This window comes from Mesorhizobium sp. M1322, from assembly GCF_040318085.1.
GTDB lineage: Bacteria > Pseudomonadota > Alphaproteobacteria > Rhizobiales > Rhizobiaceae > Mesorhizobium.
Genome location: NZ_JAMYLP010000058.1, coordinates 22,338 through 36,500, shown reverse-complemented (window position 1 = coordinate 36,500; position 14,163 = coordinate 22,338). Strand labels below are relative to the sequence as shown.

Here is a 14,163-nt window from a genome sequence, read left to right as displayed (position 1 = left end):
CCTTCTTCTCTATCATAGGCGTAAGCCTGATCTGGACTTCGCTCGGAGTGGCCTAGTGGTGTAAAAGCGTAATTCCGTACTGCCCTACTGCCCTACTCCCCTACTCGCATTTTAGGGGGTTACATCAGGCAAAACTCTTCCCTATAAGGCCCTCCTAGCCTGATACCAGAATCGCGAGCACAACCGGCCGGGTCTTCCCGTCCGGTTTTTCGTGCAAGCCGCCTGCCGAACGGACCCTCGATATGCCAAGACGCACCGACATCAAGTCGATCCTGATCATCGGGGCCGGCCCCATTGTCATCGGTCAGGCCTGCGAGTTCGATTATTCCGGCACCCAGGCCTGCAAGGCGCTCAAGGAAGAGGGTTTTCGCGTCATCCTGGTCAATTCCAACCCGGCCACCATCATGACCGATCCGGAGCTGGCTGACGCCACCTATATCGAGCCGATCACGCCGGAAGTGGTGGCCAAGATCATCGCCAAGGAGCGGCCGGACGCGCTGCTGCCGACCATGGGCGGCCAGACCGCGCTCAACACCGCGCTGTCGCTGCGCCGCATGGGCGTGCTCGAGCGCTACAATGTCGAGATGATCGGCGCCGACGCCACGGCAATAGATAAGGCCGAGGACCGGGCACTGTTTCGCGAGGCGATGAAGAAGATCGGCCTGGAAACGCCGAAGTCGATGCTGGCCAATGCCACCGACGTCAAGAATGCCGACCGCAAGGTGCACGAAGCCGAGCGCGCCGCATTGAAGGCCGAGAAGCCCGAAAACCTCGACGCTGCGCTCGACGCGCTCGAAACGCGCTGGAACCTCGGCGAGGGCGACCGCAAGCAGCGCTACATCAGCCATGCCATGGCGATCGCCGCGCAGGCTCTCGACCATGTCGGCCTGCCCGCCATCATCCGCCCGTCCTTCACCATGGGCGGCACCGGCGGCGGCATCGCCTACAACCGCGCCGAATTCTACGAGATCGTCCAGTCCGGCCTCGACGCCTCGCCGACCACCGAAGTGCTGATCGAGGAAAGCGTGCTCGGCTGGAAGGAGTACGAGATGGAGGTTGTTCGCGACAAGGCCGACAACTGCATCATCGTCTGCTCGATCGAGAACATCGACCCGATGGGCGTGCATACCGGCGATTCGATCACCGTCGCCCCTGCCCTGACGCTGACCGACAAAGAATACCAGATGATGCGCAACGCTTCGATCGCGGTGCTGCGCGAGATCGGCGTCGAGACCGGCGGCTCCAACGTGCAATTCGCCGTCAACCCGGCCGACGGTCGCCTGGTGGTGATCGAGATGAACCCGCGCGTCTCGCGCTCGTCGGCTCTCGCCTCCAAAGCGACCGGTTTCCCCATCGCCAAGATCGCCGCAAAGCTCGCCGTCGGCTACACGCTGGACGAGCTGGAGAACGACATCACCGGTGGCGCCACGCCTGCCTCGTTCGAGCCGAGCATCGACTATGTCGTCACAAAAATCCCGCGCTTTGCCTTCGAGAAATTCCCCGGCGCCGAGCCGGTGCTGACCACGGCGATGAAGTCGGTCGGCGAGGTCATGGCCATCGGCCGCACTTTTCAGGAATCGCTGCAGAAGGCGCTGCGTGGGCTTGAAACCGGCCTGACCGGTTTGGACGAGATCGAGATCCCCGGCATCGGCCACGGAAGCGCGCCGGCCAGCCATGTCGACGATCGCAACGCCATTCGCGCCGCGCTGGGCACGCCGACGCCCGACCGGCTGCGCATGGTGGCGCAGGCGATCCGCATGGGCACCTCGCTCGAAGACGTGCACGCCATGTGCAAGATCGACCCGTGGTTCCTCGAGCAGATCGCCGGCATCCTGGCCATGGAAGACCGCATCCGCGAGCATGGCTTGCCTGAGGACGCCGCCAATCTGCGCATGCTGAAGGCGATGGGTTTTTCCGATGCCCGCCTCGCGTCCCTGGTCAGGAAGGACGTGGAAGACATCCAGAAGATTCGCGACAAGCTCGACGTTCATCCGGTTTATAAACGCATCGACACTTGCGCCGCTGAGTTCGCCTCGCCCACCGCTTACATGTATTCGACCTACGAAGTGCCCTTCGCCGGCGCGCTCGCCAACGAGGCGCAGGTGTCGTCGCGGAAAAAAGTCGTCATCCTCGGCGGCGGCCCGAACCGCATCGGCCAGGGCATCGAGTTCGACTATTGCTGCTGCCACGCCGCCTTCGCGCTGCGCGACGCCGGCTTCGAGGCGATCATGGTCAACTGCAACCCGGAGACCGTCTCGACCGACTACGACACTTCCGACCGGCTCTATTTCGAGCCGCTGACGCCGGAGGACGTGCTGGAGATATTGCGCGCCGAACAGGCGTCGGGCGAACTGGTCGGCGTCATCGTCCAGTTCGGTGGCCAGACGCCGCTGAAGCTCGCCGACGCGCTGGAGAAGGCAGGCATCCCGATCCTCGGCACCTCGCCCGACATGATCGATCTGGCCGAAGACCGCGACCGCTTCCAGAAGCTCCTGCACAAGCTCGGCCTCAGCCAGCCGAAGAACGGCATCGCCTATTCGGTCGAGCAGGCCCGCCTCGTCGCCGGCGAGCTCGGCTTCCCGCTGGTCGTGCGCCCGTCCTATGTGCTGGGCGGCCGCGCCATGCAGATCATCCACGACGAGGGCATGCTGCAGACCTATCTGCTCGACACCGTGCCCGGCCTGGTGCCGGAGGACATCAAGCAGAAATACCCCAACGACAAAACAGGCCAGATCAACACGCTGCTGGGCAAGAACCCGCTGCTGTTCGATACCTATCTCAGTGGCGCCATCGAGGTCGATGTCGACTGCCTGTGCGACGGCAAGTCGACCTTCGTCTCCGGCATATTGGAGCACATCGAGGAGGCCGGCATCCATTCCGGCGACAGCGCCTGCTCGCTGCCGGTCCACTCGTTGCCTTCGGAGCTCGTCGACGAGCTGGAGCGCCAGACGGCGGCGCTCGCCCGCGCGCTCAATGTCGGCGGGCTGATGAACGTGCAATATGCGATCAAGGACGGCACCGTCTACGTTCTGGAGGTCAATCCGCGCGCGTCGCGAACCGTGCCCTTCGTCGCCAAGACCATCGGCCGGCCCATTGCAAAGATCGCCGCCCGCATCATGGCCGGCGAGAGCCTGGAAGATGCCTTCGCCCACTACGGCGCCATGCCCGACCCACGCAATCCCGGCCACATCGCGGTCAAGGAAGCAGTGTTCCCCTTCGCCCGCTTCCCGGGCGTCGACATATTGCTGGGGCCGGAAATGCGCTCGACCGGCGAGGTCATGGGCCTCGACCGCGACTTCGCGCTGGCCTTCGCCAAGAGCCAGTTAGGGGCCGGCGTCGACCTGCCGCGCTCCGGCACACTGTTCGTCTCGGTGCGCGACGAGGACAAGAAAGGCATCCTGCCGGCGGTCAAGCGCCTTGCCGGCCAAGGCTTCAAGGTAATGGCCACATCGGGCACCGCCCGCTTCCTCGCCGAGAACGGCGTCGCCGCCGAGAAAATAAACAAGGTGCTGGAAGGCCGCCCGCACATCGAGGACGCCATCCGCAACCGCCAGGTGCAGATCGTCTTCAACACCACGGACGGCCAGAAGGCGGTGTCGGACTCGAAATCTCTGCGCCGGGCGACGCTGATGCAGAAGGTGCCGTATTACACGACGCTGTCAGGTGCGGCTGCCGTGGCCGAGGCGATCGCGGCGCTGAGGGCGGGGAGCCTCGAGGTTCGGCCGCTGCAGGAGTATTTTGCGTAGGCGATTAGCCAATCTCCCTCCTTGTGGGGGAGATGGCCGGCAGGCCAGAGGGGGGTGCTGTCCCGCCAACGCTGCGATCCTGCCAGCACCCCGCTCGGCGCTCATGCGTCAATCCACCTTTTCCCACAAGTGGAAGGTATATGCCAAGCTGACGCAGAAAGCGCCTCCCCTCGCGACACTCTCCGGCGCTTTCGCCTGCTGCCCTTCCACGGGTATTTTTTATACAAGACTTAGTTCTTGATAGCGGAAATGGTGTAGTTATCTACTCAGCCTAGACTCAGAACGCCTATGCGGGCGTCAACTCATACGGCTCACCGGAGTAGAGAATGAGTGCGAAAAATGCTCGAGCTCGCCATCGCCGGTTTCTTACGGCCGGATTTTTTCCCCCAGAACTTCCAAAGTGCTTTTATAGTGAGAAACTTGGAAAATACAGAAATTACCTCTTGGCAAATTTCGACAAATTACCAAAGTTGGGAAAGTCAAAAGATCCAAACTATTACTATTACAAGGGAAACCGATCGTCATTTAACTATCCAAGGTTTATTAAACATCACAGAAGGCACTCATTTATAAATCCAATATCGTATTTTTTCTTGTCAAAGATACTTTCGGATAAGTATATTGAATTAAGGAAGATATCTAATAATTCAAAGATATCAGTATCCCCATCTGTCTTTGATTGGAGTGGGGATCGCGCTTTAAAGCGCCCGGTGTTCGAATCGAGAGAGTTTTTTCTATCGAATTTAAATGCAAGATTTGCATATATACTACATACAGATCTTAGTTCGTTTTACCATTCAATATACACCCACGCAATTGCATGGGCGATACATGGAAAAAACTTTGCAAAGAAAAACCGGTCCCTAAAGCACGCGGGGAACCTCATCGATTTGATTTCAAGGAACTCGCAAGATGGTCAAACAATTGGCCTGCCCGTTGGCCCCGATACATCACGGATGATCGCTGAACTGGTTGGTTCGGCGATCGACCTTCCAATCCAAAGCAGTCCTGGCATAACTTTAAATTCGGCGATGCGTTTCGTTGACGATTTCAGCATTGGAACACACACCAAGGAACGAGCTGAAGCTGTAATTGCATCGATCAGACGATCAGCAAATACATTCGAACTAGATATCAATAATGAGAAAACGTTCATTTCGGCGAGCAGCTCATATTACGTTTGGGGCTGGAAAAGCTATATACGGTCGATCATTCCCAAACCTCCATACGATCCGCAGTCGATTGATTTATTTCTCTACAATCTGAATCGCACGTCTGGTGAAAATCGAGACAGTAATGTTGCAAAATTTGCGCTTCAAAACGCGCGACGCGCGTTCTTGGAGTGCGATTCGTGGAAGCAGGTTGAAATGTACCTCATTTCAATCTATCGAGAAAATCCAACAATCATTTCCATCTTAGTTGAGATATTTATTATAAGGCATCTTACTAAATCTGACTTAACAATAGATTTGATTCAGGATCTAGTGCAGTCGAGCCTCCCTGTTTTATGCGAGCAGCAAAAAGCTGGTGAGGCGATATGGCTGTTGCATCTGGCTATCTCTCTCGGAATCCCGTTGAAAACAAAGGTGTTAAAACCTTTTTTAGCGGAAGAAGACCCTTTGATCGCAGTGCTAATAGCTGATGCCCGCTCTAAGGGGTTGGTCGAAGGAAACATCAGCTTTTCTCATTGGAACACTTTTTTGACCGCGGATGGCTTGAATAGTCATATGTGGCTATATGCTTACGAAACTACGCTAAAAGACACAAACGGAACGACAAAAATTAAACACGTCACCGATCACGAGTATTTTCGCTATTTTTATAAGAAAAAAATTGAATTCTACCGTTCAAGCCAAGAGTTCTATAAACTGGCTCCGTTACTGAAAAAGATGAAGAACGAAAATTTGGCAAAGAGCAAACTTGTCGACGATTTTGAGTTAGACTTATCTTTCGACATCGAAGAAATCGATTTCGACGATGGGGCTGCTGATGAATATTAATTTTTGGCGCGGCGATTTGGCTTAGACAAATGGGATGCGGGAGATCGCATTTCAGGCATCGCGGCATCGAGAGTCAGCGCGCCTAGCTGTGATTAGCCGCCAACGTTGCCCGCCTCAGTTGAGAAACCCAATAAACCGCCCCGCGAACAGCACCGACGTCCACAGCACCAGCGAGAGCACCGCCAGCACAGGAGCGACCCCGCCGGCCGGTTCGTCGCCGCCTCTTGCGCGGCGCATGAAGACGAGGAAGTTGGCACCGGCGAGCAGGATGAGCGACATCTTGGTGAGAAAAATCGGCATCGCCGCATACTCCCTCGCCCTGATTGAAAAGAGCAGCGACCCCGTGACAAGTGCGCCGGCGAACGCGGTAAATGCGGTGCGGCGCAGCAGCGCGATGAACGCCGCGTAAGGCAGCGAGCGGAAGGCGCCCAGGATCCGGAGGTCCATGAGCCAGACGCTGGTCAGCAGCGCGCCGATCGACATGATGTGCAGCGCATTGACTATGGGGTAGGCGACGAAGGAGGCCTTCAGCCACCGCACGAAGGTGAGTTGCTCGATGCCGGCGAGGTACCAGTCCATTCAGGCCGGCGGCACGCGGTCCGGATAGACATCATAGGTCTTGCCGCCCACGATTATCCGCACTGCCTTCATGCGCTTTTCCTGCTCGTCGAGCGAGCGGTTGCCGATCGCGGTCACCTCGTCGCCGATCTTGGCGACCTCCTCGGTGAAACCGGCGGCAATGGTGCGGGACGGCGGCGCCATCTCCACCCGCCAGACCTCGCCCTCGGCGTCAACATCCAGCGTGGCGTGCGGATTGCCGATATAGATGGCCTTGATCGTGCCTTTGAGTTCGAAAAACCCGTCCTCGGTCCACGACCAGCCGTGATGGGCAAAGGCTGCGGTGGCGGCGGAAAGGATCACTGCCGCTGTCAGCGCGACGCTGCGAAGCCCGTTGAAAGGTGACTGCATCGCTCGTCTCCTCGGTTCGTCCCGCCATTCGAGAGTAGGTCACGGCGCGGCAACGTCAAATCACATCGATGCGAAGGGCAGTCGGCCGCGGCGATCGAATTGTCGATGTCGGCGCCGCCCCTCATCTGCCTGCCGGCATCTTCTCCCCGTCAAGAACGGGGAGAAGGGACCTAGCCGCAACGCTGGCACCCCCCTCTCCCCGTCGTTCACGGGGAGAGGGGGGGGTGAGGGGCAGCGCCAACCTGAAGCGATTGCCCCTGCGCAATGAACGGTCCGGTCTTGCTTATGACATCTATGCAAGCCATGTTCGGCCCCTACCCCGCTCCTCTTCTCCATCGGATGAAGGTCGGAGACTCACACCTGAACGAGGCACACCATGAGCAGTATGAGAGACCGTCAGGAAGGCTTCGAAAAGAAGTTTGCGATGGACGAGGACACGAAGTTCAGGGCCATGGCGCGCCGTAACAAGCTGCTCGGCCTATGGGCCGCTGAAAAGCTCGGCAAGTCAGGTGAGGACGCCGACGCCTATGCGAAAGAGGTGGTGCGCGCGGACTTCGAAGAGGCCGGGGACGACGACGTGTTGCGCAAGATACGCGCCGATTTCGACGCGGCAGGCGTCGCCCAGTCGGATGCTCAGATTCGCGGTGTCATGGACGAACTGCTGGTGACCGCGGTCGAGCAGATCAAAAACACCTGAAAGCTGCGCCAGCTTAAAAGCGCGTCGCGACGCGCTTAGGCACTTGTTTTCTGCATGTCCTTATCCCAAAACCGCTGCGCACCCTCGGGTCAGGCCCGAGGGCATGCTTTTTTGGCGCCATGCACTAGCTGTGAGCGGCCACCAGATCCTGTAGATGCCTTTCGTGCGTCCGCAGCGCCGGTAGCGTCTTCTTTGCGAATTCCTTCAGCGCCGGATCTTCGCCCGACTGCGCATAGGTGGAAAACAGCGCCAGCGCCTGCTTATGCGCCTCGGTCTGCAGGAGGATGTATTTCGCCTGGAATTCATCTCCGTCCAAGCCCTTGAGCTGGTCCAGCATCGCCTGGTCCTTCGGCAACAGGGCGGGGCCGCTCGCCGTCACCGAGGCCGTGGTCTGGCTCTGTTCGAGAGCTGCCTTGAAATCCTCGCCGGCCTTGGTGTGATCCCTGACCATCAGCGCGGCGAATTCCTTCACATCGGCGGCGACATTCTTTTGTTCGGCCAGCTTGCTGCTTTCAATCTCGAACCGGTTGGCACTGGGGACGGTTCTGGTGAAGGTCTCGGTGTCGATCTTGGTTTCGCCGACAGCCGGTATATCGGCCGGCGCGGTGGACTGGGCGAAGGCCACCGGCGCGCCGGCCAGCAAAGCGACCATGGGAAGCGTGAGATGCGTTTTCACAGGAAATCTCCGGGATTGTGTGTCCTCGGAGAGTCAACGCGACACAGGCGGCGAAGTTGCGCGGAGATTGGAGCGCCCTCCCTTCTCCCCCTGTGGGCTAGCGTGCGCACAGGGGGAGAGGGGGAAGGCCACTCAGTGGCAGCACGCGCCGTCATACTGCAGCTGTTCGTCCCAGTTCGGCCGGCCCTCCGGCGTGAAATCCATCAGGTTCCACAAGGGCTCGCAGGTGCCGACTGCGCGCGGATCCTGGCCGGGTTCGGACGGCGCGAAGCCAAGCTCGGAACTCCAGAAATGGCGGATGCCGTCGGCGTCGCGATGGAACACCGACAGCATCGGCAACTGCGCGCCGCCGTCGGCTTCGGCGTGGTAGTCGCGTTTGAAGGTGTTGCCGGCCGAGGAGAGCAGCCGCATGTTCGTCCAGCCGCGGTCGCGGCCAAGCGTGATCAGGTTTTCGAGCGCGGTCTTGCCCACCACGGCGAAATTGAAGCCGGCGGCCTCCAGATGGGCAATGGCGCCGTCGAACTGATCGAGCAGCGCCGTGCAGGACGGGCATGGCTGGTCGGCTCGCGCGAGCTTCGCCGTGCCGCCGCTTGTCGCCACGTCGCGCGTCTCCTGCGGATGGCGCGGAAACATCATCGAGTAGACGATCAGCGTGTCCTTGCCGGGCGAAAACAGCTCCGACAGTTTTACGCGGGCCGACTTGCCGTCGGGGCCAAGCCCGTCGAACACATAATCCTGCGGCACCAGCCCGCCCGGCGGCAGCGCGCGTCGGGCGACGGCCACATCCTCCATGGCGCGGCGCAGCTCGATCTCTTTCTGCAGCAGCGTTTCGCGGGCGGCGCGGTATTCGCTGGATTCGTTGGGAAAGCTGATCATCGTCATCTCCATCTGTTGGGATTTTGACGACGCGCGCCCTACACGGCAACGCGCCTTGCCTCTCAAGGACGTATGGCGAAGGACGGTTCCGACATTTTTATGCAAACGAGCGCTACTGCGCCGGCACCGGGCAGCTCGCATCGCCCTCCTTGCAGTTGAGATAGCCCTGGAGATCCTTCAGCCTGTCGTCGGTGACAGCCTCCTTGCAGCCGGCGACGACCATTGGATACATGCTGCCGGCCATATCGCGCGGGCCGCCCTGGAAATTGCATTCGGCGTCGCGGAAGGCGACCCAGGCGCGCTGCGCACCGACCAGCAGCTTCTTCGTCGCCGCATCGTCCTTCAGCCGCCCCTCTATCTGCCTGTAGGCGTCGTTGAGCTTCTTGTCGGCTTCGGTGAACGACTTGCCGGCGCATTCGTTCACGGTCGCCTGGTCCTGTGCGTTGGCGCAATCGTCGGAACGCGCCGCGTTGGCTAGAAGCGGAATGGCGAGGATCAAGGTGGCGAGACCGGTTTTTGAAAGCCGCATCGTGTTTCTCCGGTTTTCGAGAGCCCCCGCTGTAACAAAGCTTAACCGTGAGACGAATACAGGCAAGATGCAGCTTGTCGCCTTGGTGGACAGTTCCTTTCAGGCCGGCTCCGACGACTGCGAAGCAATAGCGTTGCGGGCGGGATGCATCTCACCGCATTTTTCGTTCAGGACTATAGGTCCATATCGGGGAAGAACCATGCGCGAAGCCGACAATGACGAAATCGACCTGCGCTGTCCGCAGATCGTCGCCGACAATGCCGCCATGGGCCTCAGGTTGCGCGGCATATTTGGCCGCGGCGGCACCGAGGTCGGGGTTGCGCGGGCGACCGAGCTCAAGAACCGCGATAAACTTTCGCCCTCCACCATCCAGCGCATGGTCAGCTATTTCGCCCGCCATGAGGTCGACAAGAAGGGCCGAAACTTCGGCAGTGAAGAAAACCCGTCGGCCGGTTACATCGACTGGCTTTTATGGGGCGGCGACGAAGGCCGCTCCTGGGCGCTCAAGCTCAAGCAGAAGATCGGCAACGCGCCTGACTGAGCGATACCAAGCAGGTTGGCTTGGAACGGATAGATTCGCGGGCGGTGGTTGGTAGCGTACGAGGAGGCGGATCCCGAACCCGCCTCGGGATCCGCCGTCCAGTGCGGCTAGGCGACCTATGTGAAGCAGTTCACAAACGATGCATTTTCCGCGCCGTAAGGGCAGCCGACCAGAGCCGGGCTAGCCTTCCCAGTCGACTTCGAACATCCCCAGCCGCCCGTAGAGCCTGACGGCGGCGGCGTTCTCCACCGTGTTGGTTTTGAGGTCGATATGCGCAGCGCCCCGTGCGCGAAAGGCGGCGAAGGCGTGCCACATCAGCGCTTCGGCGATGCCTCGGCCGCGCGCCTCGGGGTGGACGGCAAGGTCTTTGACGAACGCCCTCGTCCAGCACAGCGCCGCGCCCGCCAGCCGACCCTTGCTGTTGATAACCAGGAAACACAAGGCAGGGTCGAATTCCGCGTCGCTCGAAACGCGCGGCCACCATTCGTCGAACGGCCCGTCGGCGCCGTCGTCGAACACGGTGGTCAGCAGCGCATGCAAAGCGAGCGCGTCGGTGGCCTCGAAGCCGCGCATGACAAAACCTTCCGGCCAGCGCGGTGGGGCAAGCGTGTCGTCGAGGATCTTGCGCAGCCTTATGTCGTTCGGCGCCGGCGGGCGCGGCTCAGGCATGGTGTTCAATGCCTGTCGCGCAAAAGTGCGCAGCGGTTTTGCGATAACGACATGCATAAAAACAAGAACTAAAAGCGTGTCGCATGTATCCGTTCACACGCGACGAGCTTTTAGGCATCGGGCAGCAGGCGACGCCGACCGCGGTCGCGGCCAAGGCCGGTTTCTCCCAGCATGCCCTTGCGCTTGGCGTCGTAATAATAGCCGCTCTGGTAGAGCCGGTCGGCGCGCTTAGCGTTGCCGCCGGCCACCAGCCAGGCGCCGCGCAGATATTTCACCGCATATTTCAGATTGGTCTCGGCGTCGAATAACCCGCTCGCCGGCCCGTCATAGCCCATGCCGCGCGCCGTCGCATGCTTGATCTGCATCAGCCCCCAATGGCCGCGATTGTAGGCCTTGGGATTGAAGGTGCTCTCGCGGCGGACGACGCGGCGCACCAGATCGACCGGCACCTCATAGAGGACGGCATATTTCTCGATCAACCGCTCGATCTCGCCGCGCGGTCCGGCCGAATACTCCTTGGCAGGGCTGGTCGAAAGCAGGGCGGACGGATCGTCAGGCACGACATAGGCGGCCTGCTGAACGCCGGGCATCGTCTTGCCTGTTTCGCCGGTGACCGGCATGGCCACGGCGGCCGTCGCATAGACAGGTGCTGCGCTGGCTGGCGCGGCATCGGCCGTCATGGCCGCAGGGACAGTTGCGGCCAGCGGGGTCGGTCCGGCAAAGGCCGCTGGCTGGGCAGGCGTCGCGGCAGGATCGACGGCCAGCACCGCCCTCTGGACAGGCGCGATCCCAGACGATTCCGGCAGCACCGAAACCGTGTCGGGCAGCGCCAGCGTAAAGCCGGCATCAGCGCCCGCGGCGGCGGTTTCAGTCAGGGAAGGCACGGCCTTGGTCTGCGAGGTCGAAGTGCAGCCGCTGAGACCGGCCGCAGCAAGCATCACGCCGATCGCGGGAAAGATGATTTTTGCTGGCAAGCCGCGCTCGGGTCCGGTTCGTCTGTTAAGAAAGTCCTTACACCAGCACCTTTGCCCGGGCAATCCGCAGCCAGTTGGGACTCGAATGGTTTTCGGGTGGCAACAAATCCCTGAAAATGCGATATCTTGTTCTCGATATGTACTGGATTCCCATCCGTTTCTTCGGAAAGGAGCGCATCATGGAAAGCACCTCTCAAGCCGCCGCCGGCCACGCGGTCTTCGAAACCGTGATCGGCTTCATGGGCATCGCCTGGAGCGAGGCCGGATTGACCCGGCTCTGCCTGCCCCAGCGCAACCGCGACGCGGTGGAACGCCGGCTCTTGCATCATGCCGGCATCGCTGCTTCGAGCGCCCAACCGCAATGGGTTTCCGAGTTGATCGCCTCGATAAAGGCCTATGCAACCGGCGAAGACGTCGATTTCTCCGGTGTGCCGGTCGATCTCACCGGCGTCGACGATTTCCGCCTCGCCATCTACGACGCGGCGCGAAAACTCGCCTTCGGCGAGACCACCACCTATGGCGAATTGGCCAAGCGCGCCGGCCATGCCGGTCTGGCGCGTGAGACGGGCGCGGCGCTCGGCGCCAACCCGGTGCCGCTGGTTATCCCTTGCCACCGCATTCTTGCCGCCGGCGGCAAGATCGGCGGTTTTTCAGCGCCGGGCGGCTCGACCACCAAGGAAAAGATGCTGGCGATGGAAGGCGTGCGCGTCGGCCCGCCGCCGGCGGCGCAGGTATCTTTTGGATTTTGAGGCCCAACGAGCTAGTCCGGAAAAATGCGCCGGCGGAAACGCCGGTCTGTGTCCACCCGCTTGCATTTGTAGACGACGCAGGACTTCGTGTCGGCGCTCGGCACCAAAGCCCGTGCCCTGACCTCGCCCATGTTGCAGAAACGCTGGCTCCGCACATAGCGGTCGTAGAGCGGCAGCCCCGGCGTGCGCGTCGACCGGTAACGCAGGATGACGGCGCCTTCCTGGGCGATCGTCGCCCGCACTCTGCCGCAGCTCATGCGGCTCGGGTCATAGCGCGAGATCGCCTGCGCCTCGGCGGCCAGCAGCGTCAGGCAGGCGGCAAGCAGAACAGTTTTCATGGTCCTCTCCCAAAACAGGACCGGACGCTCGAAGGCGGCACGATCCTTCCCCGCAACGTGCGCGATCAGCGTTGCGGCCCTCCGCAACGCGCGACGTTGCAACGCTTTCACGCGATTGGGGCGGCCGTTGGGCAGCGCCGCATCAGCGCCTTTTTTGCCCAGTCTTGTTTTTTGCGAAGAAGCGGACTATATGAGGTCCATTGATATTTCGGCCGATCGATCCGGGCCTCGCGATATTCGCGTTTGCTGACGTTCTATCTCCAAAATCTCGATACAAACCGACTGGACTTCGGTTCGGTCAAGCTAAAGCAAACGTATAAGGACTATCGAAATGGCAACAGGTACGGTCAAGTGGTTTAATTCCACCAAGGGTTTCGGCTTCATCCAGCCTGACAGCGGCGGCGCGGACGTTTTCGTCCACATCTCCGCAGTCGAGCGCGCTGGGCTGTCGACCCTGGTCGAAGGCCAGAAGATCAACTTCGAGATCGAGCAGGACCGCCGCACTGGCAAGTCGTCCGCTGGATCTCTGAGCAAGGCAGCCTGATTTTGCGAATGGCGCGCGCCGGGCGATAGCTCGGGGCGCGCGGCAAGTCACGGATGTACTGACGGTCGCGCGAGAAGCGCACCGGAGCGAAAAACCCCGACAAGCCGAAGCAGCAGATTGCTGCCGGCCCGGATCAAACGCTCCCGATCAGGCTACCAAGCATGGAAGGCGGGATTTTGTCCCGCCTTTTTGCTGTCCGGATTCCGGATGAAACAGTCATCTTGGCCTTATTGTGCCAATCATGGTATTTTTACCCATGAGCAAGCTCGAACAGATCGAAAAATCCGTTGCCGAACTGAGCCCTGAGGAGCTGAAGGCGTTTGCCGCCTGGTTTGAGGCGCTGCAAGCGGACATGTGGGATCGGCAGATCGAAACCGACGCCAAAGCTGGCAGGCTGGATAAACTTGCCGAGCACGCCTTGGCTGACCATCGCGCCGGCCGGACCCGGTCTCTGTGAATCATGTCGCCACTCCCTCGTTCTGGGAGGCTTATGCAAAACTGCCATCGTCGATCAGAGCAAAGGCGGACAAACGTTTCGCCAAGCTGCGTTCTGATCCGTTTCACCCGTCGCTAAATTTCAAACAAGTCGGACGCTATTGGTCGGTGCGGGTTGATCTCAAATACCGCGCCGTAGCTATCCGCGACCAAGATGACGTAGTCTGGTTTTGGATTGGCGCGCATGCCGAATATGATCACCTGCTGAAAAAGACGAGCAGCAATTCGACCGGTCGTCGGGGCTTTTGGCGCCGCAAAGCGGCGAGAGCGCGAGGCCCGGCCGAAGGCCGGAAGCCCGACCGGGCGTCGCGCCCTTCGGTGCGCCCTGTCCGGAGCGAGTCGCCAAGCGGCGACGAGTGA

The 14,163-nt window shown here is 60.5% G+C and carries 16 protein-coding genes; 8 read left to right on the top strand and 8 right to left on the bottom strand.

What is annotated here, in order from left to right; all coding sequences use genetic code 11:
- Positions 1-242: 242 nt before the first annotated feature.
- The gene (gene carB / locus NKH12_RS20335) at positions 243-3,746 is read left to right on the top strand and encodes a carbamoyl-phosphate synthase large subunit (RefSeq protein WP_352954770.1); all 3,504 of its coding nucleotides are present in this window, start codon (positions 243-245) and stop codon (positions 3,744-3,746) included.
- Between the two features lie 326 nt (positions 3,747-4,072).
- Complete coding sequence (locus tag NKH12_RS20330) at positions 4,073-5,746, top strand: RNA-directed DNA polymerase (RefSeq protein WP_352954769.1); 1,674 nt, start codon at positions 4,073-4,075, stop codon at positions 5,744-5,746.
- Between the two features lie 114 nt (positions 5,747-5,860).
- On the opposite strand, the gene NKH12_RS20325 is transcribed toward NKH12_RS20330, so the two are convergent.
- Both NKH12_RS20325 and NKH12_RS20320 read right to left on the bottom strand, forming a co-directional pair.
- Complete coding sequence (locus NKH12_RS20325) at positions 5,861-6,325, bottom strand: DUF6644 family protein (RefSeq protein ID WP_352954768.1); 465 nt, start codon at positions 6,323-6,325, stop codon at positions 5,861-5,863.
- Positions 6,326-6,715 (bottom strand): DUF6152 family protein, encoded by a 390-nt coding sequence (locus tag NKH12_RS20320; protein WP_352954767.1) that lies wholly within the window; start codon positions 6,713-6,715, stop codon positions 6,326-6,328.
- A 376-nt stretch (positions 6,716-7,091) separates the two neighbouring features.
- On the opposite strand from NKH12_RS20320, the gene NKH12_RS20315 reads away from it, so the two are divergent.
- Positions 7,092-7,412: a DUF1476 domain-containing protein gene (locus NKH12_RS20315; RefSeq protein ID WP_352954765.1), complete on the top strand. Its 321-nt coding sequence runs from the start codon at positions 7,092-7,094 to the stop codon at positions 7,410-7,412.
- A gap of 124 nt (positions 7,413-7,536) precedes the next feature.
- Here the strand turns inward: NKH12_RS20315 and NKH12_RS20310 are convergent, their stop codons facing one another.
- The 3 genes from NKH12_RS20310 to NKH12_RS20300 form a co-directional block, all read right to left on the bottom strand.
- Positions 7,537-8,088 carry a DUF4142 domain-containing protein gene (locus NKH12_RS20310; RefSeq protein WP_352954764.1) on the bottom strand — a complete coding sequence of 184 codons (552 nt, stop codon included), beginning with the start codon at positions 8,086-8,088 and terminating at the stop codon, positions 7,537-7,539.
- 132 nt (positions 8,089-8,220) lie between these two features.
- A complete protein-coding gene (locus NKH12_RS20305; protein ID WP_352954763.1) occupies positions 8,221-8,964 on the bottom strand; it encodes a DUF899 family protein in 744 nt (247 codons plus the stop codon).
- A 112-nt stretch (positions 8,965-9,076) separates the two neighbouring features.
- A complete protein-coding gene (locus NKH12_RS20300; RefSeq protein WP_352954762.1) occupies positions 9,077-9,493 on the bottom strand; it encodes a lysozyme inhibitor LprI family protein in 417 nt (138 codons plus the stop codon).
- 199 nt (positions 9,494-9,692) lie between these two features.
- Between NKH12_RS20300 and NKH12_RS20295 the strand changes: the two genes are divergently transcribed.
- Positions 9,693-10,034, top strand: coding sequence for a hypothetical protein (locus NKH12_RS20295; RefSeq protein ID WP_352954761.1), 342 nt, complete (start codon positions 9,693-9,695; stop codon positions 10,032-10,034).
- Between the two features lie 180 nt (positions 10,035-10,214).
- Here NKH12_RS20295 and NKH12_RS20290 read toward each other — a convergent pair whose 3' ends face one another.
- Together NKH12_RS20290 and NKH12_RS20285 are read right to left on the bottom strand one after the other, a co-directional pair.
- Positions 10,215-10,703 (bottom strand): GNAT family N-acetyltransferase, encoded by a 489-nt coding sequence (locus NKH12_RS20290; RefSeq protein WP_352954760.1) that lies wholly within the window; start codon positions 10,701-10,703, stop codon positions 10,215-10,217.
- Between the two features lie 110 nt (positions 10,704-10,813).
- Positions 10,814-11,677 (bottom strand): transglycosylase SLT domain-containing protein, encoded by an 864-nt coding sequence (locus NKH12_RS20285; RefSeq protein WP_352954759.1) that lies wholly within the window; start codon positions 11,675-11,677, stop codon positions 10,814-10,816.
- A gap of 179 nt (positions 11,678-11,856) precedes the next feature.
- On the opposite strand from NKH12_RS20285, the gene NKH12_RS20280 reads away from it, so the two are divergent.
- Positions 11,857-12,426 carry a methylated-DNA--[protein]-cysteine S-methyltransferase gene (locus NKH12_RS20280; RefSeq protein WP_352954758.1) on the top strand — a complete coding sequence of 190 codons (570 nt, stop codon included), beginning with the start codon at positions 11,857-11,859 and terminating at the stop codon, positions 12,424-12,426.
- A gap of 11 nt (positions 12,427-12,437) precedes the next feature.
- Here NKH12_RS20280 and NKH12_RS20275 read toward each other — a convergent pair whose 3' ends face one another.
- Positions 12,438-12,764, bottom strand: coding sequence for a hypothetical protein (locus NKH12_RS20275; RefSeq protein ID WP_352954757.1), 327 nt, complete (start codon positions 12,762-12,764; stop codon positions 12,438-12,440).
- 331 nt (positions 12,765-13,095) lie between these two features.
- On the opposite strand from NKH12_RS20275, the gene NKH12_RS20270 reads away from it, so the two are divergent.
- The 3 genes from NKH12_RS20270 (at position 13,096) to NKH12_RS30610 (ending at position 14,163) form a co-directional block, all read left to right on the top strand.
- Positions 13,096-13,308, top strand: a complete 213-nt coding sequence (locus tag NKH12_RS20270; protein WP_023678332.1) for a cold-shock protein — start codon at positions 13,096-13,098, stop codon at positions 13,306-13,308.
- A gap of 256 nt (positions 13,309-13,564) precedes the next feature.
- Positions 13,565-13,765: a hypothetical protein gene (locus NKH12_RS20265; RefSeq protein ID WP_352954771.1), complete on the top strand. Its 201-nt coding sequence runs from the start codon at positions 13,565-13,567 to the stop codon at positions 13,763-13,765.
- On the top strand, positions 13,762-14,163 hold the full coding sequence (locus NKH12_RS30610) for a type II toxin-antitoxin system RelE family toxin (protein WP_502910819.1): 402 nt from the start codon (positions 13,762-13,764) through the stop codon (positions 14,161-14,163). Before NKH12_RS20265 ends, NKH12_RS30610 begins: the two co-directional genes overlap by 4 nt.